13 protein-coding genes are annotated in these 20545 nt (G+C 75.8%); 10 read left to right on the forward strand and 3 right to left on the reverse strand.

Annotated elements, in window-relative coordinates; genetic code table 11:
- Positions 1 to 40 precede the first annotated feature (40 nt).
- Both ACZ6J5_RS11025 and ACZ6J5_RS11030 read right to left on the reverse strand, forming a co-directional pair.
- The gene (locus ACZ6J5_RS11025) at positions 41 to 460 is read right to left on the reverse strand and encodes a DUF488 domain-containing protein (RefSeq protein WP_469390020.1); all 420 of its coding nucleotides are present in this window, start codon (positions 458 to 460) and stop codon (positions 41 to 43) included.
- 29 nt (positions 461 to 489) lie between these two features.
- A complete protein-coding gene (locus ACZ6J5_RS11030) occupies positions 490 to 1107 on the reverse strand; it encodes a TetR/AcrR family transcriptional regulator (RefSeq protein WP_469390022.1) in 618 nt (205 codons plus the stop codon).
- Between the two features lie 183 nt (positions 1108 to 1290).
- Here ACZ6J5_RS11030 and ACZ6J5_RS11035 point away from each other — a divergent pair, with 183 nt between their 5' ends.
- From ACZ6J5_RS11035 to ACZ6J5_RS11065, 7 genes are all read left to right on the forward strand, one after another.
- Positions 1291 to 2091: a phosphatase PAP2 family protein gene (locus ACZ6J5_RS11035; RefSeq protein WP_469390024.1), complete on the forward strand. Its 801-nt coding sequence runs from the start codon at positions 1291 to 1293 to the stop codon at positions 2089 to 2091.
- Complete coding sequence (locus tag ACZ6J5_RS11040) at positions 2088 to 3197, forward strand: DMT family transporter (protein ID WP_469390026.1); 1110 nt, start codon at positions 2088 to 2090, stop codon at positions 3195 to 3197. The genes ACZ6J5_RS11035 and ACZ6J5_RS11040 overlap by 4 nt, the downstream gene beginning before the upstream one ends.
- 182 nt (positions 3198 to 3379) lie before the next feature.
- Complete coding sequence (locus ACZ6J5_RS11045) at positions 3380 to 4384, forward strand: SPFH domain-containing protein (protein WP_469390028.1); 1005 nt, start codon at positions 3380 to 3382, stop codon at positions 4382 to 4384.
- Complete coding sequence (locus ACZ6J5_RS11050) at positions 4381 to 5274, forward strand: NAD(+)/NADH kinase (protein ID WP_469390030.1); 894 nt, start codon at positions 4381 to 4383, stop codon at positions 5272 to 5274. Before ACZ6J5_RS11045 ends, ACZ6J5_RS11050 begins: the two co-directional genes overlap by 4 nt.
- A gap of 178 nt (positions 5275 to 5452) precedes the next feature.
- Positions 5453 to 6301 carry a GNAT family N-acetyltransferase gene (locus ACZ6J5_RS11055; RefSeq protein ID WP_469390032.1) on the forward strand — a complete coding sequence of 283 codons (849 nt, stop codon included), beginning with the start codon at positions 5453 to 5455 and terminating at the stop codon, positions 6299 to 6301.
- A 779-nt stretch (positions 6302 to 7080) separates the two neighbouring features.
- Entirely contained in the window at positions 7081 to 8775 is a 1695-nt protein-coding gene (locus ACZ6J5_RS11060) for a S8 family serine peptidase (RefSeq protein WP_469390516.1), read from the forward strand.
- 227 nt (positions 8776 to 9002) lie between these two features.
- Entirely contained in the window at positions 9003 to 11999 is a 2997-nt protein-coding gene (locus ACZ6J5_RS11065; RefSeq protein WP_469390034.1) for a helix-turn-helix transcriptional regulator, read from the forward strand.
- Here the strand turns inward: ACZ6J5_RS11065 and ACZ6J5_RS11070 are convergent.
- Positions 11989 to 12798 (reverse strand): caspase family protein, encoded by an 810-nt coding sequence (locus ACZ6J5_RS11070; RefSeq protein ID WP_469390036.1) that lies wholly within the window; start codon positions 12796 to 12798, stop codon positions 11989 to 11991. The genes ACZ6J5_RS11065 and ACZ6J5_RS11070 overlap by 11 nt on opposite strands.
- A 117-nt stretch (positions 12799 to 12915) precedes the next feature.
- Between ACZ6J5_RS11070 and ACZ6J5_RS11075 the strand changes: the two genes are divergently transcribed.
- The 3 genes from ACZ6J5_RS11075 (at position 12916) to ACZ6J5_RS11085 (ending at position 20543) form a co-directional block, all read left to right on the forward strand.
- Complete coding sequence (locus ACZ6J5_RS11075) at positions 12916 to 13776, forward strand: DNA/RNA non-specific endonuclease (RefSeq protein WP_469390038.1); 861 nt, start codon at positions 12916 to 12918, stop codon at positions 13774 to 13776.
- Positions 13777 to 13984: 208 nt separating this feature from the next.
- The gene (locus ACZ6J5_RS11080) at positions 13985 to 19342 is read left to right on the forward strand and encodes a trypsin-like peptidase domain-containing protein (protein ID WP_469390040.1); all 5358 of its coding nucleotides are present in this window, start codon (positions 13985 to 13987) and stop codon (positions 19340 to 19342) included.
- A gap of 34 nt (positions 19343 to 19376) precedes the next feature.
- Positions 19377 to 20543 (forward strand): trypsin-like serine peptidase, encoded by a 1167-nt coding sequence (locus ACZ6J5_RS11085; protein WP_469390042.1) that lies wholly within the window; start codon positions 19377 to 19379, stop codon positions 20541 to 20543.
- Positions 20544 to 20545 lie beyond the last annotated feature (2 nt).

Consider the following 20545-nt stretch of genomic DNA (forward strand, 5'->3'; position numbering starts at 1 on the left):
GGCCCGAAAGGGCCGTGCGCGCGGGGGTGTCCGGCCGGGTTCAGCCGCCGTCCGGTGCCAGGAGCTCGGTGAGGACGGCGGTGTGGCTGAGCGCGGGGTCCTTGGCGGCGGTGAGGAGGGTGACGGGGCCTTCGGCGGTGCGGGCACGCAGGGCGTCGAGCGCCTCGGCGGCGGCGGGTTCGGCGAGTTCGCGCCGGTAGCGGCGGCGGAACTCCTCGTAGCCGCCGTCCGGGCCGTGGTACCAGCGGCGCAGTTCGGTGGAGGGGGTGAGGGCCTTGGGCCACTCGTCGATGTGGGCGTCGGCCTTGGCGAGCCCGCGCGGCCAGAGGCGGTCGACGAGGACCCGCAGGCCGTCGTCGGGGGCGGGGGGCTCGTAGATCCGGCGCACCTGGACGCGGGCGGGGCCGGTGGCGGGGCCGGGGTGGGGCGCGGGCGGTGGGGTGGGGGGCACGGGGGGCATGGGTTCAGGGTGCCGGACCGCCCGGGGTCTCACACCTCGGCGGCGCCGGGGCGGACGCGCAGGGCGGGCAGCAGGACGGCGTCCACGAAGACGCGCAGGGCGTCCGGGTCGGCGAAGCGGTCCTCGAAGAGGCGCTCGATGCGCAGCATCCCGAGGAAGCTGGGGGCGACGAAGCCGATGGCGGGGTTGTCCGCGTCGATCTCTCCGCGTTCGACCGCGCGCCCGAGCATCGCGTCGAGGGCGGCGACCTCGGGTTCGATGACGGTCTCGCGGAGTGCCGCGCGCAGGTCGGGATGCTGGATGTACGCCTGGCTGACGGCTTCCATCAGTTCCGTGTCGCGGTCGCGGCTGGAGGCGGCGACGTCGGCGGCGGCACGCAGATCGCCGACGAGGGTGCCGGTGTCGATGCCGGTGAAGACGGTGCAGCGGCGCTTGTCGAGGGCGGCGGTGACGAGCCGGGGTTTGGTGCCCCACTGGCGGTAGAGGGTGGCCTTGCCGCACTTGGTGCGGGCCGCGACGCCCTCCATGGTGACGGAGTCGTAGCCGCCCTCGCGGAGCAGGCAGATGACGGCCTCGTAGAGCTCCGTCTCCCGCTCGGGGGTGAGCTTGCCGCGCCTGGCGGCGGCGGTGGCGGCCTGCGTGGACATCGGTTTCCTCCCGGGCGGCGCGCGGTGCCGGCATACGGCTGTTTCCGTGATCTGTCCGCACATACGAGAGTAGAGGGCGCACAATCGAGACGCAAACGTATCGATACGCTTGCGTCTCGATGAATTCGAATCTAGAGTTCCTCCGTTTGCTGTCCGAATTGCAGGGAAAAAGGGGGCCGCGTCATGGCTGCCGGGATACGCGGGATACGAAGGCCACGTCCTGCCGGACCGGGGACGGCGGCTACCCCCAGACCGCCCCTCGTCCGTGAGCTGCTGCTGGTCACGGCGCTCTTCCTCGTCTACAAGTTCGGCCGGCTCCTCGCCAACGGGCACGAGACCCGCGCGTTCCGCAACGCCGACCGGCTGTGGGACGCCGAGCGGGCGCTGCACCTGCCCGGCGAGGGCGCGGTCCAGGACCTGCTCCTGCACGGCGAGGGCCTGGTCAGGGCCGCCAACACGTACTACGCGGCCGTGCACTTCCCCGCCACCCTCGCCTTCCTGGCCTGGCTGTACTGGCGCCGGCCCGCCCACTACGTGTGGTCCCGCCGGGTGCTCGCCCTGCTGACCGCCGCCGCGCTCGCCCTGCACCTGCTGCTGCCGCTCGCGCCGCCCCGGATGCTCGCCGCGACCGGCCTCGTCGACACCGCGCAGGTCTACGGACCCTCGGTGTACGGCGCGACGCCGGAGGCCGACTCGATGGCCAACCAGTTCGCCGCGATGCCGTCGCTGCACTTCGGCTGGGCCCTGATGGTCGCGATCGGGCTGATCGCCGCGACCTCCTCGCGCTGGCGCCGGCTGTGGCTGCTGCACCCGGCGCTCACCCTGCTCGTGGTCGTCGGCACCGCGAACCACTACTGGTTCGACGCCCTCGCCGCCGCCGCGCTCCTCGGGCTCGCCCTGATCGCCTTCCCCGCGCCCGCCCGGGAGCCTCGGACGACGGTGCCCGGACCGCTCGCCCCGGCCGCCGCCGGAGCCCTGCGATGAGCCCCGCCGCCGGGACCGCCGTCGCGATCCTCCTCTCGCTCGTCTCGGCCGCCGGGTACGCCCTGGCCGCCGTCGCCCAGTCCCGGCTCGCCTCCGCCTCCGCCGGCGGCCCCGGAGCGCTGCGCCGGCTGCTCGCCCGCCCCCAGTGGTGGTGGGCGGTCGGCCTGAACGCCGCCGGCGCCCTCGCGCACGTCGCCGCCCTGCACTACGGGCCGCTCACGCTGGTCCAGCCGCTGGGCGCGCTGACCCTGGTCGCCGCCCTCCCCATCGGCGCCTACGGCGCGCACCGCCGGGTCACCCGCGCGGAGTGGCGCGGGGCGCTGTGGACCCTGATGGGCCTGATGGGCCTGGTCGCCGTGACCGGGCCCGCCGCCCCGGGCGAGGCCCTGAGCCTGCGCGAGGCGCTGGTCGTGACGGGCGCGACCCTGTTCCTCATCGGGCTGCTCGCCTCCCGCGCGCGGGCCCACGAGGGGACGGCCTCGCGGCGCCGGGGCCTGGGCCACGCGACCGCGTCCGGGATGGCCTCCGGGGTGGGTTCGGCGCTCACCCAGACGCTGACCGCCGCGCTCGCCCGCGACCTGCCCGGCGGACCGGCCGGCTGGTGGCAGACGGCCCTGCTCGCGGTCCTGATCGCCGCCTTCGCGGTCGGCGGGCTGCTGCTCTCCCAGGTCGCGTACCGGGGCGGGCTCGCGGCGCCGCTCGCCGTCGTCAACCTCTCCAACCCGGCCGCCGCGGCCGTCATCGGCGTGGCCCTGCTCGGCGAGACCTTCCGCGCGGGCGCCTGGGGCTGGGCGGTCGCCGCCGCCGCGTCCCTCGTCGCCGCGCGCGGGGTCGTCCTGCTGACGGCAGGACTGGGCCCGGAGGCCGACGGGACGGCCGGGCCGGTGGAGGGGGAGGCTGAGGCGGAAGCGGAGGCGGAGGCGGGGGCATCCGCGACGGTCGATGCGGGTGGTGTGAGCGGTGCGGGTGCTTTGGTGGGCGGGACCGGTGTGGCCGGGGTGGTCGGCGCGGCTGGTGCGGCCGGGATGGCCGGGATGGCCGGAGTGGCGGCCTTGACCGGGGTGCCCTCCCAGCCGTCCGGGCCCGTACCCTCGCCCGTACCGTAGTCCGCATCACCGCCCCCTCCTCCCCCTCCCTCCCTCTCTCCCTCTCGCCTCACCGGACCCCCGCGCCCCCGCGTGGGGGTCCGTCCGGTTTCCCCGGGCCGACCCGAACCCCACCTCTCGTCATCTTGACGACAATTGACGGACACCTCTATCGTCACAGTGACGACAAGGGGAGGTCACCCATGGCCGACATCACCCGGCGCGCGGGCTGGCGCCATCTGCGGTCCGCGCCCACCGCGCACATCCGCCACCAGCGCGGCGGCCGGATCGTGCACGACGGCGCCGGGCTCAGCTTCTGGTTCCGCGCGCTGTCCGCCGCCCTCTCCGAGGTGCCCGTGGACGACCGCGAGCTGGCGATGGCCTTCCACGCCCGCACGGCGGACTTCCAGGACGTGAGCGTGCAGTCCACCGTCACGTACCGGATCACCGACCCCGGCGCCGCCGCCGGACGGCTCGACTTCTCCGTCGACCCCGACACCGGCGTCTGGCGCGGCACCCCGCTGGAGCAGATCGCCGGGCTGCTCACCGAGAGCGCCCAGCAGCACGCGCTCGACGTGCTCGCCCGGATCCCGCTGGCCGAGGCCCTCGTCGACGGGGTCGCGGCGGTACGGGACCGGATGGCGGCCGGACTGGCCGCCGAACCACGGCTGCCGGACACCGGCATCGAAGTGGTCGCCGTCCGCGTCGTGGCGCTGCGCCCCGAGCCCGAGGTCGAGCGCGCGCTGCGCACCCCCGCCCGCGAACGCGTCCAGCAGGAGGCCGACCGGGCCACCTACGAGCGCCGCGCCGTCGCCGTGGAACGCGAGCGGACCATCGCCGAGAACGAGCTGGCCAGCAAGATCGAGCTGGCCCGGCAGGAGGAGCGGCTGGTCGAGCAGCGCGGCGTCAACGCCCGTCGCGAGGCCGAGGAGAGCGCCGCCGCCGACGCCGTACGGGCCGAGGCCGAGGCCGCGCGCACCGTGCGGCTGGCCCGCGCGGAGGCCGAGGCGGCGCGCGAGGTCGGCGCGGCCCGCGCGGAGGCGCAGACCGCCTGGCTGCGGGCGCACGCGGACGTCCCGGCGGCGACCCTGCACGCCCTCGCCGCCACCCGCGCCGCAGAACAGCTCCCGCGCATCGAGCACCTGACGCTCTCGCCGGACGTCCTCACCGGACTGCTGGCACGGCTGGGCGGCGGGGCGGACGGGTGAGCCTGGCGCCGCGCGCGGTGCTCGTGCACCGCACCACGGAGTACCAGGAGCTGCTGGCCCGGCACGGGACGCCCGGCCAGGCCGCGTTCTTCCTGGCCTCGCGGGGGCGTTCGGCCACCGAGGTCCGCGAGCGCCACGAGCGGGCCGGGCGGGCCCTCGCCGAGGTCGCCGCCGCCGTACCGCTGCGGTGGCGGCGGGCCCGGGTCGAACGGGCCGACCTTGACCGCTTCCTGTTCGGGCCCGAGGACGTGGTCGTGGTGGTGGGACAGGACGGGCTGGTGGCCAACACCGCGAAGTACCTCGCGGGCCAGCCGGTCGTCGGGATCGACCCCGAACCCGGGCGCGGTCCCGGGGTCCTGGTCCGCCACCGCCCTGCCGACGCCCGCCGGCTGCTGCCGTCCGCCACGGGGGTGCGGACGGCGGTGGACGCCCTCACCATGGCCGAGGCGGTCACGGACGACGGGCAGCGGCTGCTCGCCCTCAACGAGGTCTACGTCGGCGCGCCCGGCCACCAGACCGCCCGCTACACCCTGGCGGCGCCCTCCGCCCCGGTCGAGCGCCAGGCCTCCTCGGGCGTCCTCGTCGGCACCGGCACGGGCGCGACCGGCTGGCTCCGCTCCCTCTGGCACCAGCGGACGAGCGCCGTCCCGCTGCCCGCCCCGACCGCCCCCGGCCTCGCCTGGTCGGTACGGGAGGCCTGGCCCTCCCCGTCCTCCGGTACCGGCCGCGTGGAGGGTCTCCTCGGCCCCGGCGACACCCTCCGCCTCACCGTCGAGTCGGACCGCCTGGTGGCCTTCGGCGACGGCATGGAGACGGACGCCCTGGAACTGACCTGGGGCCAGTCCGTACGGGTGGGCCTGGCGGAAACGGCCTTGCGGCTGGTGGGGTGACGGGTCCCGGGGCGGGTCCGATCCGTCCCGGGTCGGGGGTGCGCCGAGACGGCCGAAAAGCGACGGCGGCGGGCGGGGAGGGGTGCGTGGCGCGGCTATGCTCGGCGGCTCTCCGCCGTCGCCCCGCGGTTCCCCGCCTCTGCCTTCAGCCTTCCGCCTTCCGCCCGAAGGGACTCCCATGAGCCTGCAGATCACCCGCGCGTCACTCCAGGACTGGGCGCTGGTGCGCGACTGGGCGGCCGAGGAGGGATGGAACCCCGGCCGGTCCGACGCGGAGGCCTTCTTCACCCAGGACCCCGAGGGCTTCTTCCTGGGGCGGATCGACGGCGAGCCGGTCACGGCGATCTCGGTCGTCAACTACGACGACTCCTATTCCTTCCTGGGGTTCTATCTCGTACGGCCCGAGCTGCGCGGTCTCGGCCACGGTCTCGCGACCTGGCGGGCGGCGCTCGCCCACGCGGGCGCGCGGACCGTCGGGCTCGACGGGGTGCCGGCCCAGCAGGACAACTACCGCAGGTCCGGCTTCGCCCCCGCCTACCGGTCCGCCCGGTTCGTCGGCGAAGTCCCGGCGCCGGAGCGGCCGGTGGCCGGGGTGGTGGCCGCGGAGCGGGTGGACCCGGCCGCGCTCGCCGCGTACGACGGCGCCTGCCACCCGGCCGAGCGGCCCCGCTTCCTGTCCTCCTGGCTGACGACCCCCGGGCACCGCGCGCTGGTCCGGCTCGTCGACGGCCGCGTCACCGGCTACGGGGTGGTCCGGCCCGCCGAGCAGGAGGCCCGGGTCGGGCCGCTGTTCGCCGACTCCCCCGCCGACGCGGCGGCCCTCCTGGACGCGCTGGCCGCGGAGGCGCGTGTGTTCGGCGCGGACCGGATCGCCGTCGACATGCCGGAGGCCAACCCGGCGGCGGCCCGCCTGGCCGCCGAACGGGGACTGGAGCCCACCTTCGAGACGGCCCGCATGTACACGGGCCCGATCCGCCCGATCGCGGGCGACCGCGTCTTCGGCGTGACCACGCTCGAACTGGGCTGAGCCAGGGGTGGACGACGGGGGGAGGCGGGAGGCGGGGCGCGGCACAAGCCGTCCGCCCCGCGCCCCGCCGGCCACCGCCCGCAGCCCCGCCGGCCATCGCCACGCCGGCCGCAGCCCCGCCGGGCATCGCCCCGCGCCCCGCCGGGCGCCCCCAACGCCCCCGCCCGCCACCTCCGTGAGCCGCCTCCGCCCCGCGAGCCCGTCGCCCCGCCGGGTGGCTCCGCCCGTCGCCCCGCCGGGCACCCCGCCCGCCCGCCGCCCCCGTCGGGCGCCCCTCGCCCGCGTCCCGCAACCCTCCTCCCCCGTAAACCTCCCCGGGCCCCCTTCCTCACCGGCGGGTTCCCCCGCCCCTCCCCCTCCCTCCCCCGAGGGGTGACAAGGGTTTTCCCCGTATCGGGTTCACCTCGGGTTTCCCTACTGTCTGCCGCACCGGCGGATCCCCTCCCCCCTCCTCTCCACCTGTCAGGTGCATGAGAAGGGTGAGCCATGTCCGCCGGGGACGGCCTTGACCCGGGCCGTCGCGCCGGTGGCGGCGCACGGGCCCCCACGCCCAGGGAGACGACGGACGCGACCCCACTTCGCCCCGCGTGTCCCGCGCCGCCGCCACTGCTCCCTCACGTCGTACTCGAAAGGGCCACACCTTGAACGGTTCCAGGCGGAGAGTCATATCCGTGGTGGTCGCGAGCGCCGCGATCCTCGGTGCCGCTGCCACCACCTCCGGGGCGTTCGCCGCCGTCCCGGGCGCTGTCAGCCCGAAGCCCGTCCCGGCTTCCCAGTCGATGGCCGCGCTGCCCAGCGCCCCCGTCGACAAGGTCATCGTGACCTACAAGTCCTCGGCCGCCGAGGCCGGTTCGAACACCGCCGCCAAGAGCGACGCGGCCGACAAGGCCGCCACGACCGGCGAGAAGCTCTCCTTCGAGCGCCGCCTGGCCGGCGGTGCCGCCCTCGTCGACCTCGGCGGTTCGGCCACCAAGCAGGACGTCGCCGAGGTCATGGACGCCTTCCGGGCCGACCCGCAGGTCGCCTCCGTGGAGCCGGACATCCGCGCGTACGCCATGGCGGTCGCGCCGAACGACACCGACTACGCCAAGCAGTGGGACCTCTTCGAGCCCACCGGCGGCATGAACGTGCCCACCGCCTGGGACAAGACGACCGGCTCCGGCGTCACCGTCGCCGTCATCGACACCGGCTACGCCGCCCACTCGGACCTGGCGACCAACGTCGTCTCCGGTTACGACTTCATCTCCACCTCCGCCGACGCCCGTGACGGCAACGGCCGTGACGCGGACGCCAAGGACGAGGGCGACTGGAACGCCACCGACGGCGAGTGCGGCACCGGCTCCAAGGCCTCCAACTCCTCCTGGCACGGCACCCACGTGGCGGGCACCATCGCCGCGGTCACCAACAACACCAAGGGCATCGCGGGCATCGCGTACAACGCGAAGATCCAGCCCGTGCGCGTGCTCGGCAAGTGCGGCGGCTCGTCCTCCGACATCGCCGACGCGATCACCTGGGCCTCCGGCGGCACCGTGCCGGGCGTCCCGGCCAACCCGACCCCGGCCAAGGTCATCAACATGAGTCTGGGCGGCGCCAGCGCCTCCTGCCCGAGCGTCTACCAGAACGCGATCAACGGCGCCGTCTCGCGCGGCACCACCGTCGTCGTCGCCGCGGGCAACAGCAACGCCGACACGTCCGGCTTCACCCCCGCGAACTGCTCGAACGTCATCACCGTGGCGTCGACCAGCCGTGAGGGCAACCGGTCCTTCTACTCCAACTACGGCGCCCTCGTGGACGTGTCGGCCCCGGGCGGCGAGACCCGCCGCGCGACCGACACCCCCGGCACCGTGACCACGCCCGAGAACGGCATCTACTCCACGCTGAACTCCGGTACCACCGTCCAGTCGGCCGAGAGCTACAAGCCCTACCAGGGCACCTCGATGGCGGCCCCGCACATCGCCGGTCTGGCCGCGCTCCTGAAGTCGGCCAAGACCAGCCTCACCCCGGCCCAGATCGAGTCGGCGATCAAGACCAACGCCCGCCCGCTGCCCGGCACCTGCACCGGCGGCTGCGGCGCCGGCATCGCCGACGCCGCCAAGACGGTCGACGCGGTCACCACCACCCCGCCGGCCGGCACCGTCTTCACCAACGCGACCGACGTCGCCATCGCGGACAACGCCACCGTGACCTCCTCGATCGCCGTCACCGGCCGCACCGGCAACGCGCCGGCCGCCCTCAAGGTCGACGTGGACATCAAGCACACCTGGCGCGGTGACCTGGTCGTCGACCTGGTCGCCCCCGACGGCACCGTGCGCAACCTGAAGGCCTCCTCCTCGTCGGACAGCGCGGACAACGTGCTCGCGACCTACACGGTCGACGCGTCCAGCGAGGTCGCCAACGGCACCTGGAAGCTCCAGGTCCGCGATGTGGCCTCGGGTGACACCGGCTACATCGACTCGTGGAGCCTGACCTTCTAGGTCGCCAGGGTTCCTCTCAGATTCACCCCCCACATCAGCATCACCGCTGGTCAGCGAAGCGCTCGTGGTCTACACCACGGGCGCTTCCTGGCGTCGGTGACGGACCGTCGCCCGGCGAGCGCCGTCCGTATGCCGGACAGCGGGCCTGGACTCGGGCGACAGGCTCCGTATTCTCTGCGCAACGGGGGCTCACGGCCGGGCCCCGAGGGCCGGAGGGTGGTGGAACCATGACGTCAGCGCCGCCGGCGCCGGTGGGCCGCGAGGAACTCCTCGCCCGCCTCGAACGCGTACTGCAGTCGCGCGGGCGGGCGCTGCTCACCGGACCGGCCGGGGTCGGCAAGACCGAGGTCGCGCTGGCCTCGGCGGCGCGCGCGGAGGCCCGCGGCGAGACCGTGCTGTGGCTGGCCACGCTCCCCGCCGACCGCGAGATACCCGGCGCGACCGCGGCGGCACTGGTCGCCTCGGTCGCGGCCACCGTGAGCCGCCCCGCGCCGGGACCGGCGCCCGCTCCCGAGGGAGCCGGCGGCCCCGAGGGGCCCGGCGCCGCCCCGGCGGGCGCCGAGGGCTCCGGGACCGGCCCGGAGTGGGCGGCCGCCGGCCAGGACGCCGCCGCCCCCGCGTACCCGACCGCGCCCGTCGGGGAGCACGGGGACCACGGACCGCTCGGCGTCTCGGCCACCGGGGTGTTCGACGCGCTGCCCGGGCCGCAGCGGACCGCCGTGGCCATGCTCTGCCGCGAGGCCCCGCTGCACGACGGCGGCTGGGACCCGATCGCGCTGCGGCTCGGGATCGCCCGGATCCTGCGGGCGCTCACCGCGCGCGGCCCCGCCCTGCTCGTCGTCGACGGGGTGCAGCACATCGACCCCGACAGCGCCGACCTGCTCCGCTTCGCCCTGCACCTGGCGCCGCCCGCGCTCCGGGTGGTCTCCGTGGAGACGCCGGAGGCCTACGAGGCGTACGGGACGCAGGACCCGCGCGACACCCACCTGTGGGTGCCGTCCGAGGCCGATGTGCTGCTGGTGCCGCCGCTGCACGCGGACGAGATCGCCGAACTGCTCATCCACCACCGGCTGCCGTCCCGGATGGCCGGGCGGATCCACAAGGCGAGCGGCGGCAATCCCCGGCTCGCGCTGGCCGTCGGGCGCTCGCTCGCCGACGCCCGGACCCCGGTGCACCACGCCGAGGCGCTGACCCTGTCCGGCCGGGCCCGGGACCTGGCCCGGCAGCTCCTCGGCGCCGCGCCGCCGGACGTGCGGGAGACCCTGCTGCTCGCGGCGCTCGCGCTGCGCCCCTCGGCGGCGCTGGTCCGGCGCGCGGGGCGGCCGAACGCGGAGGCGGACCTGGCGGCGGCCGAACGGGCCGGGCTGGTGTCGCTGGCCGAGGACGGCACCGTCGCGTTCACCGCCGGACTGCTGCCCTCGACCCTGGTGCACGACGCCTGCTGGGCCGAACGCAGCGCCGGGCACGCGGCGTTGGCGCAGGTGGTGGACGACCCGGTGGACGCGGTGCGGCACCGGGCGCTGGCCACCGACGCGCCCGACGAGGAGCTGGCCGCCGAGGTCGGCGCGGCGGCGGACCTCGCCCGGGGGCGCGGCAATCGCGGACTCGCCGCCGAACTGGCACTGCTGGCGGCCGAGTCGACGCCGGGACGGTACGGGAACCGGCGGATCGCCCGGCTGGTGGACGCCGCCGAGGAGGCCGCCCGCGCGGCCCGCGCCGATCTGGCCATGCGGGCCGCGACCGACCTGCTGGCCCGCGACGCGGTGCCCGCCGACCGGGTACGGGCCCGGCTCGCGGTGCTGGACACGGCGGGGCAGGGGCTGACCGGGCTCGACGAGATGTACGTGCACGCGATGGAGGACTCGGAGGACGACACCGCGCTGCGGGCGGCGGTGCAGCTCCGGCTGGCCGTCAAGTACGTGCTGGCGGACGGGGATCCGCTGCGCTCCCGGGCGGCGGCCGTGGAGTCGGCGGCGCTGGCCGCGTCGATGGGCGACCCGAGGCTGGCGGCGCAGGCGCTGACCGTGCAGGCGCGGATGGAGCGGGCGCTGGGATCGGCCGACGCGGACGCGGTGCTCGCGCAGGCGCGCGCCCTGGAGACGGCCGAGCGGCCGGCCGGGATCCGCAACGCGGCCCAGATTCTGACGATCCGTCACGCGCTGTTCGACGGGCGGCTGGTGGACGCCCGGGACCAGCTCAACGCGCTGCTGCCGCTGGTGCAGCGGCGCGGCTCCGTCGAGGACACCATCGAGCTGCTGAGCACCCTGGCGGAGATCGAGTCGCGGCTCGGGCCCTGCTCGGCGGCGCTGGCGCACGCGGGCCAGTCGCTGGCGCTGACGCTGGAGGCGGGGCTCTCCCCCGGGCCCGCGTGGTACGCGCTGGCGCTGGCGGAGACGGCGGGCGGCAGCTTCGGCCGGGCGGCGAGCTACGCGCGGCGCAGCGTGCAGGCCTCGGAGGAGGAGGGCGACCGGGTCTTCCTGTCCCGCAGCCTGTACGCGCTGGGGCGGGTGCAGCTGGTGAACGGGGACGTGGCCGCCGCGCTGGAGACGCTGCGCCGGGTGGAGGCGAACGAGCGGGCCCAGTCCACGGTGGACCCGTCGATGCTGCGCTGGCACGAGGAGCTGGCGGAGGCGCTGCTGGCGCACGACGCCGTCGAGGAGGCCCTGGCGGTCCTGGCGGAGGTGCGGCCGGTGGCGGAGCGGCTGGGGCGCACGTCGGTGCTGCTGGGCTGCGACCGGGCGTACGCGCTGTGCCTGTCGGCGGAGGGCCGTACGGACGGGGCGGCGGAGCTGCTGAGCGGGACGGCGGAGCGGTTCGGCCGGGCGGGGCTGCCGCTGGAGCGGGGGCGGGCGCTGGTGGCGCTGGCCCGGGTGGAGCGCAGGCGGCGGCGCCGCTCGGCGGCGCAGGCGGCGCTCCAGGAGGCGGCGGGGGTCTTCGAGCGGGCCGGGGCTGCGCCCTGGCTCGTGCTGACGAGCGAGACGCCGGCCGGCCCGGCGGGTGAGGGCCCGGCGGGCCCGGCGGGCGCGGAGGCGCTGTCGGCGCGGTCCGCGCTGACCGAGGCGGAGCTGCGCCTGGCCCGGCTGGTCGGGCAGGGGGCCAGCAACCAGGAGGCGGCGGCGAAGCTGTACCTGAGCGTGAAGACGGTGGAGGCGCGGCTGACGCGGATCTACCAGAAGCTGGACGTGCGCTCGCGCGCCCAGCTCGCGACGGCGCTCAGACCGTGAGGGGCCGCTGGCCCAGGAACGCCTCCGTGGGGGCTCCGGTCGTGTAGAGGTTGGGGCTCTGGGTGGGCGGCAGTTCGGCCTGGATCGCCCGGTGGAAGGCGCGGTAGTCGCCTCGGAAGGCGCCGTCGCGCCAGACGTCCAGGAGCGCCTCGGTGAAGGCGCCGTTGACGGCTCCGTCGGCGGCGACCTGGTTGTCCTGGCAGGCGGAGACGAGGATCACCGGGGGCCCCTGCGCGGTGCCGGTGTTCGCCGCCGCCTTGGCGAGCGAGCGCTGGAGGTCGTCGTAGAAGTCGCGGTCGCGCTCGTAGAGCTCGATCTGCTTCGGCTCGGGGACGAAGCGGCCGGTGACCTCGGCGGCGCCGGGCAGTTCGATGCTGGTGCCGCTGTGGCAGCAGTCGAAGAAGGTGACGACGCGGACGCCGTCGTCGAAGCGCAGGAACTCCTGGTGGACCTCGTCGTCGAGGAACTGGCGGTCGTAGAAGACGAGGGTCTCGTCGCGCCGGTCCGTCTCGTGGTCGCCGCCGGTGACGTCGGGCACCTGCCCGCCGTGGCCGGAGTAGCTGAGGAGCAGGATGTCGCCGCCCGCGAGCTTTCCGGCGGCGTCGCGGAGCGCGGCGGTGATCCGGTCGACGGTGCCCTCCTCGGTGAGCAGGACGGTGGGGGTGAAGCCCGCCGCGGTGGCGATCCTCGCCATGTCGCGGGCGTCGTTCTCGCAGGCCACGAGGGTGCCGTCCCAGCCGTCGTAGCGGGCGGGGTCGACGCGGTTGAGTCCGATGTGCAGGGAGAGTCCGGTGGGCATGGCGATGCCTCCTCGACGTCGCCGGCGGGGGTTGCGGGGGCACCGGGGGGCGTCTGTTCGAGTGGCCTGCGGCTCCGGTGCCGTGGGCTACCCTCCCCCGCGCGGTACTTACATCCTATGAACTCCACCGAATCCGGGCACGACCAGCTCGCCGACCGCACCGGATACGACGAGGGCTTCCTGGGCCCCGTCGTGCCCCTCCCGCTGCCGGTACGCGCCGCCGTCGGGACCGTGGTCCTGCCGTACACCCACTTCAGCGTCGTCTTCCGCCCCGACCGGCGGCTGCCCGCCGCCACCGGCGTCTGCATCGAGGGGGCGCAGCTCCTGGAGGACGTGCCGCGCGAGGACGTCTGGCTGTACGACCCCCGGCTGCCGCGCGAGCAGCAGGCGGGCGACGAGGTCTACCGGAACAACAGCCTGGACCGCGGGCACATGGTGCGCCGGCTGGACCCGGTGTGGGGCGCGGCGGGTGTCGCGGACCAGGCGAACACCGACACCTTCCACTTCACCAACGCGGCTCCGCAGGTGGACGTCTTCAACCAGGGCAAGCAGCTGTGGCAGGGCCTGGAGAACTACCTGCTGGAGAACGCGGCCGACTACGACCGCAAGCTCGCGGTGCTGACCGGCCCGGTGCTCCAGGACTCCGACCCGCCCTACCGGGGCATCCAGGTGCCGCTGCGGTTCTGGAAGGTGGTCGCCTTCCTGCAGGACGGGGCGCTGGCGGCGACCGCGTACGTGCTCGACCAGAGCCCGGACCTGAGCCGGGACGCGGAGCGGGCGCTGGCCGGGGCGACCGCGGGGGCGCCGCCGCCGCTCGGGCCCTACCGCACGTACCAGGTGCCGGTCTCGGACGTCGCCGAGATCACGGAGCTGGAGTTCGGGCCGCTGCCGGACGTGGACCTGATGCCGCCGACGCGCTCGCCCGAGGAGCGCTGGCGGCGGCTGGAGAGCTTCGAGGACATCACGACACGGGGCTGAGCGCGCCGCGCCCTCCCGGTGCCCGCCGCCGCCCCGGTCCGGTCCGCCCCACCCCGGCGCCGCCCCGCCCCGCCCCGGTCCGGTATGGTCCGGTCCGGTCCGGTCCGGTCCGGTCCGGTCCGCAGCGATTGCGGGGCACGGGGCCCGGGGAGAGGATGGCAGGGAAGTCCGTCCTCCTCCGGCGCGGGGACGGACGGGCAGGTGCGCCATGCCTCTCACCGAGACGGAGTGGGGCCTCGTCACCAGCTGGGTGCGGGACCACCTTCTCGACAACCCCGATCCCCGCAGAGGGCTGCTGCGCAGCGCCCTCGGCAAGGTCTTCGTGACCGACCTGCCGCTCACCCCCGACCGCGACGAGAACGCGCGCCGCATCGTGGGGGCCGCGCGCAGGGACATCGGGCACCAGCGGCGGCTGCTGGCGGCGCTGAGCCGGCTCGACGCGCTCGACCGGCTGGACGCGAAGGACGCGGCCGGGCGGGGCACCGAACTGCGTTCGCTGCTGGGGCGGCTGCGCGAGGACGAGGAGACCGCGCACTCCGAACGGGACCCGTTCGCGACCGTGGTGCTCCGGGACGGCACGGCGGTCTTCATCGACCGGGCCCCGCTGCGCGAGAAGCTGCGCCGCTTCGTCGCCGACCCGGAGCAGACGGTCCTGGTCGTGGACGGCGCACCGGACAGCGGACGCTCGTACACGTACCAGCTGATCCGGCACCTGGGACAGCACTGCGGCTTCCGGCCGGTGCGGGTGACGCTGTCGCGGACCACGACGGCGGCGCGGCTGGTGGGGCGCCTCGGCGAGTTCGTGTCGGAGCCGGGCGCCGACGGAGTGCCGTTGAACCCCACACGGTTGAACGATCCCCTGCCCTCGATCGACGACGCCGTGCACCGGATCGTCAGCCGCGCCACCGCCGCCGAGGAGCGCTACTGGCTGGTCCTGGACGAGTGCGACGCCCTCGACCCGAACTCCGACGTCTGGGACTGCATCGGCAAACTGGCCCTCGCCATCTACGAGCACACCCCGGTGCGCGCCGAGACCGTGCCCCGCCTCGTGCTGCTCGGCTACTCCACAGCGCTGCGCCAACTCCCGTACGACATCCGCAAGAACGAGGTGCGGGACACCGCGCGGGCCGTCGACGCGGACGATCTGCGGGCCTTCTTCGACCAGTTCCTCCGCGAGGCGCCGGTGCCGCCTGACGAGGAGCTGCGGCCCGGACTCGTGGAGACGGCGGTCGCCGAGGTGCTCCGCGCGGCCGGGACACCCGAGGCCGCCGGGACGCCCGGAGCGGCCAGGACGCCCGAATCCGCCGGGACGCCCGAATCCGCCGGGGACAGCTACATGCGCCGTGTGTGCACGGCCGTCGAGGAGAGCGTCCGGACCTATCTCGCCGTCGCCCCCGGCCGCGACGCCACCGGCCCGCTCCGCCGCGCCCTGCGCGCCCCCGCCACGCCCGCCGTCCCGGCCGTGTCCGAGGCCCGCCGCGCCTACCGCGAGGCGGCCTGCCTGCTCGACGACTTCGACCCGGCGGAGCTCCGGCTGCCCGGCGAGCAGCGGGCCGGCGGCCGGGCCGTCGCCGAACTCGTCGACGACTGCACGGCGCTCGCGACCCCCCGGCACGCGCTGCGCTGGGTGCTCACCCCCGAGGTCCGGGAGACGGCCCTGCGCGGACTGGCCGGGCCCGTGGCGGCGCTGGCGGCCCTGGACGCCGCCGACTTCGACGCACTGCCCGAGGGCCCCCGGGTCGAGCGGACCGCGGCGGCCCTGCTGCGGGGCCTCCCCGCGACCGGCCCCGAGCCTGCTGTCGAGGAGCTGTCCGACCTGCTCCAGGCCGTGCTCTGGCTGCGCCGGGTGCCGGGCGCCGCCGGGCTGCTGCCCGACGCCGAGGACGTACAGCACCGGCTCGAACACGCCCGGCTGCTCCAGCCGATGCGGCTGCACGTCGAGGGCACCTTCCACGGGCGGATCCGCGAACTCGACGCGCTGCGCTCCTATCTCGCGCTGCCCGCCGAGCCCGCCGAGCCCCCGGTGCTCATCCACGGCATCGGCGGCATCGGCAAGAGCACCCTGCTGGCCCGGTTCCTGCTGGACAGCCTGCGGGCGTACGCGCCCGAGGGCTTCCCCTTCGCCTACATCGACTTCGAGCGGCCCACGCTCTCCGTCCACGAGCCCGCCACCGTCATCGCCGAGGCCGCCCGGCAGCTCGGCATCCAGTACCCGGACCACCGGGAGGCCTTCGACGCGCTCGCCGACCGCTGTGGCCAGACCGCCGCCGCCCAGCGCGGCGAACTCGACCAGCTCGACGACCTGTTCGAGCTGTCCGCGACCCGCGCCACCCTCGGCCGCGACTACTCGGCCGGCTTCCACGCCCGCGCCTCCGCCCACGAGCAGGAGCTGGCCCGCGAGCTCGCCGGACTCGTCGCGCGGGCCGTCACCACCCCCGCCGACGGCATGGACCCGCCGCTGCTCGTCGCGCTCGACTCCTTCGAACAGGCCCAGTACCGGGGCTCCCCCGTGATGTCCCGGATGTGGGCGGTGTGGACCGCGCTGCGCGCCGCCTACCCCCGGCTGCGGTTCGTCGTCGCCGGCCGGGCGCCCATCGACCACCCCGCCAAGGTCATGAACCCGCGCACCATGGCCCTCGGCGAGCTCGACGCACCGGCCTCCGTCGAACTGCTGATGTCCTCCGGCGTCGACGACGAGGACGTGGCCCGGAGCCTGTACGACCGGGTCGGCGGGCATCCGCTCAGCCTCAAGCTGGCCGCCCGCACGGCCGTCGTCCTCGGTGAGGAGTCCGAGTCGCTCGGCGACCTGCTCACCACGCTGCCGTCCCGGCGACGCTACTTCCACCACAAGGTCGACCAGATGCTCATCCAGGGCACCCTGTACGACCGGATCCTCAAGCACATCGCCGACGACTCGGTCCGCGCCCTGGTCCAGGCGGGCCTCGCGCTCCGCGTCATCACCCCCGACCTGGTCCGCGAGGTCCTCGCCGGACCGGCCGGGCTCACCGTGACCACGGCCTCCGAGGCGGGCCTGCTCTTCGGCCGGCTGGTCTCCCGGCTCGACCTGATGGAGTCGGCCGGGCCCCAGGCCATCCGGCACCGCGCCGACCTGCGCACCATCATGCTGCGGCTCTCCGACAGCGCCCGCACCGACCTCATGCGGGCCGTGGACACCCGCGCGGTCGCCTACTACGCGGCCCGCGAGGGGCCCTCGGCGCGCGCCGAGGAGATCTACCACCGGCTGCGGCTCGGCGAGAACCCGCGCACCGTGGAGACCCGCTGGGAGCCCGGCGTCGAGAGCTTCCTCGTCGGCGCCGACCACGACATGTCGGCCCGCTCGGCCGCCTTCCTCCTCGGCCGGATCGGCGGCCACGTGCCTGACCAGATCATGGCCGAGGCCGACCAGGAGGACTGGGAGCGGATCGCCGCCCGCGAGGTCGAGGACCTGCTCACCCAGGGGTACGTGGAGGCCGCCGCCGAACGGCTCGCCGAGCGCCGCCCGTGGACCCCGTGCAGCCGCCTGCACGCCCTCCTCGTGGAGACCCTGGCCCGCTCCGAGCGGCCCGGCGAGGCGCGCGAGACCGCCGACCTGGCCGTGGACCGCGCCGAGGAGGCCGGCTGCGCCGAGACCCGCCTGGAGCTGCTCCAGCTCTCCGCGCGGCTCGCCCAGGACGCGGGCGACTTCACCGACGCCGACCGGGCGCTCCAGGAGGCCGAGTCGATCGCGGCGGGCCTCGGCCTGCCGTACGAGTCGATGGGCGTCCTGGTGGCCCGCTCCCGGCTCGCCGCCGTGGCCGACGAGGGCTCCGAGGAGACCGACCGCAAGCTCGCCCGGACGCTGCGCGGGATCCCCGACGAGGCGCTGGCCCAGCAGCCCGCCCTGGCGCGGGCCGCCGCCGCCTCCGCCGGGCGCGTCGACCCGCACGTCCTGGAGCACACCCTGCGGCTGGTCGGGCTGCCCGGCGACGACGAGGCCGTGGTGGCCGCGCTGGCCCGCTGGATCGAGTCCGCCATGGCCGACGAGCCGCAGCTGCGCCGCCCGCTCACCCGCATCCTGGAGTCGGCCGCCGCCGGGGCGGGCGCGGACGACGGGCCACCGCCCGCCGCGCCCCGGGTGACCGGCGTCCACGCCGTGCCCGGGGCCCCGCCCGCCGCCGCCTCGGCCGTGCGGGCCCTGCCGTACCCGGAGGTGGCGGCGGCGCTGCGGGAGGCCCGGCGGCACGGCACCCTGGACAGCCTGGCGCGCCGGGCGCTGGCCCTGCGCGACCACAGCGGCGACCTGTTGCTCGGCGTCGCCGCCGCGATGGACGCGGGCACCCCGCCGCCCGCCCCGGGCCGCGCCCACGGCCTCACCCCGCGGGCCGGAGCCGAGGGCGCGGCCGGCCTGACCCCGCCGCCGGACTCCGCGCAGGCGGCCTGGCGGACGGTGCCGTACCTGTCCGACGAGGAGCTGCTGCGGGTGCGGAGCGCGGCCCTGGAGGCCGGGCTCGCCGACACCGGGCTGCGGCCCGCGCTGTTCGCCGGCACCACCCGGCACTTCCGGGCCGGACTGCCGCTGCGCACCACCCCGTCCGAGCAGCTCCGCTCCGACCTGCTGACCGTCAACCGCGTGGAGCGGCTCATCGACGGCACGGTCCCGCTGGAGGCCTGGCTGCGCAACGCGCTCACCCTGACCACCCAGCCGGGCCCGGTCGCCGTCTTCCAGCGCGCCCTGGACGACGTGTCCCGGGACGCCGCCGGGGAGCCCGAACTGCCGCTGGACGTGCTGCCGTCGGAGGTGAAGGAGGAGATCGTGTTCCGCGACGACACGGTTCCCTTCGAGTTCCTCCAGGGCGGCTTCCGGGCCGGCGCCGCCGTCGCCCGGATCAGCGTCCCGCCGTACCGCTCGGGGGCCCCGCTCCAGCCCGCGTACCCGCACGCGGGCACCGGCTGGCTGATCGCGCCCGGCCTCCTCGTCACCAACCACCACGTGGTCAACGCCCGTACCCGCACGCCCGGGACGCCCCGGGACGTGGTCGCCGACGCGGACCTCCAGCTCCAGGTGCGCAACTCCCGCTCGCGCTTCGACTACGGCGCCGACGAGACGGAGACCGAGGAGGCCACCGCGGGCGAACTGGTCGCCTGGGACGAGGCCCTGGACTACGCGGTCATGCGGCTGACGGCGGTCCAGCCGGGGCGTCCGGTGCTGCGGGTCTCGACGAGCCCGCTGGCCCCGGGCGGCCACGAGCCCGTCGCCGTCAACATCATCCAGCACCCGGGCGGGCGGCCGAAGCGGGTGGCGCTGCGCAACAACCTGGTCTACCAGGCGGACGACACGGACGTCGTCTACTTCACCGACACCCGAGGCGGCTCCTCCGGCTCGCCCGTCCTGGACGACGGCTGGACGGTGGTCGCCCTGCACCGGGGCACCAAACGGATCGAGGAGGTCGACTTCCAGGGCCGGGCGACGGCGTTCGTGAACGTCGGCACCCAGATGAGCCGGGTCCTCGCCCACCTGCGGGAGAACCGGCCGGAGGTGTACGAGGAGATCATGGCGGCCCAGTCCGAGCTCTTCGGCGGGCCGTGACGCCCACGGGCGGAACAGGCGGAGGTGACGGGAGATGGGCAGGGCTTCACTCGGCGCGACGGCGGTCGGCACGACGGCCGGCACGACGGCCGGCACGACGGGCGGACCGGCCGCCGGTTCGCCGGTCGGCACGCCGGTCGCGACCGGCGAGGAGCGGGTCTTCGGCGATCCGCGCGAGGTGGCCGCCCGGGTCCGGGCGGGCCTGGAGGCGGAGATCGAGTACGAGGAGTCGGCCGAGGAGCTGCCGCCGGGCCTCGCCTCGGCGGCCCAGATCGGCGTGTTCGCGCGGGAGGAGCGGTCCCGGGTCCTGGAGGCGGGCGCCTCGGGTCTGGAGAAGCTGGCCGCCGGGCGGGCCGACGAGGTCGACGACGACGAGTACTTCGGCGTGGAGGCGATCGTCCTGCTGGAAGGCCGCCCCGCGATCCTGGTGCGGGGCCGGGACTTCGCCTCCCAGCCCGGCGACTGGGCGGTGCTCGACGCGGGCCGGCCCGCGATCCGCGAGTCGCTGGACCGGGTCGGCCGGGTCGAGGTCACCGGGCACCCCAGCCTGGCGTGGATCGGCACGGCGTTCCTGGTGGGTCCCGACGCGGTGATGACCAACCGGCACGTGGCCGCCGAGTTCAGCCGCGCCGAGGGAGCGTCCTGGACCTTCCAGCAGGGCATGTCGGCCCGGGTGGACCCCGGCGAGGAGCTGCCCTCGCCCGACGCCCCCGCACCGCCGCCGGCGGCCCCGGACTCCGTCCCGTACGAGGTGACCGAGGTGATCGGGATCCACGACGAGGTGGACATGGCGCTGCTGCGGATCGCCCCGCCGGACGGCGGGGTCCTGCCGACGCCGCTGGCGGTCGCGGCCGACGCGCCGGCGAGCGTGCCGGGGCGCCCGGTGTACGTGATCGGCTACCCGGCGTGGGACGGGCGCCGCAACGAGCCGGAGTCCATGCGCCGGATCTTCATGGACGTGTACAACGTGAAGCGCCTCCAGCCGGGCATGACCACGGAGTTCGCGCCCGGCGGCCGGGTGCTCAAGCACGACTGCTCCACCCTCGGCGGCAACAGCGGCTCCCCGGTCCTCGACCTCACCGACCACCGGGTCCTCGGCCTGCACTACGGCGGGCGCTACCGGATCGGCAACGTGGCCGTGCCGCTGTGGGAGATGACAGACGACCCGCTGCTCGCGCGGGCCGGGATCAACTGGGTCTGAGC

The organism is Streptomyces sp. NPDC042100 (genome assembly GCF_055582325.1).

Bases quoted from the DNA above. Each gene is read 5' to 3' on its own strand.
- ACZ6J5_RS11085 (WP_469390042.1), top strand. From the start codon at position 19,377: ATGGGCAGGGCTTCACTCGGCGCGACGGCGGTCGGCACGACGGCCGGC.
- ACZ6J5_RS11065 (WP_469390034.1), top strand. From the start codon at position 9,003: ATGACGTCAGCGCCGCCGGCGCCGGTGGGCCGCGAGGAACTCCTCGCC.
- ACZ6J5_RS11025 (WP_469390020.1), bottom strand. From the start codon at position 460: ATGCCCCCCGTGCCCCCCACCCCACCGCCCGCGCCCCACCCCGGCCCC.
- ACZ6J5_RS11035 (WP_469390024.1), top strand. From the start codon at position 1,291: ATGGCTGCCGGGATACGCGGGATACGAAGGCCACGTCCTGCCGGACCG.
- ACZ6J5_RS11080 (WP_469390040.1), top strand. From the start codon at position 13,985: ATGCCTCTCACCGAGACGGAGTGGGGCCTCGTCACCAGCTGGGTGCGG.
- ACZ6J5_RS11060 (WP_469390516.1), top strand. From the start codon at position 7,081: ATGGCCGCGCTGCCCAGCGCCCCCGTCGACAAGGTCATCGTGACCTAC.
- ACZ6J5_RS11075 (WP_469390038.1), top strand. From the start codon at position 12,916: ATGAACTCCACCGAATCCGGGCACGACCAGCTCGCCGACCGCACCGGA.
- ACZ6J5_RS11045 (WP_469390028.1), top strand. From the start codon at position 3,380: ATGGCCGACATCACCCGGCGCGCGGGCTGGCGCCATCTGCGGTCCGCG.
- ACZ6J5_RS11070 (WP_469390036.1), bottom strand. From the start codon at position 12,798: ATGCCCACCGGACTCTCCCTGCACATCGGACTCAACCGCGTCGACCCC.
- ACZ6J5_RS11030 (WP_469390022.1), bottom strand. From the start codon at position 1,107: ATGTCCACGCAGGCCGCCACCGCCGCCGCCAGGCGCGGCAAGCTCACC.
- ACZ6J5_RS11040 (WP_469390026.1), top strand. From the start codon at position 2,088: ATGAGCCCCGCCGCCGGGACCGCCGTCGCGATCCTCCTCTCGCTCGTC.
- ACZ6J5_RS11055 (WP_469390032.1), top strand. From the start codon at position 5,453: ATGAGCCTGCAGATCACCCGCGCGTCACTCCAGGACTGGGCGCTGGTG.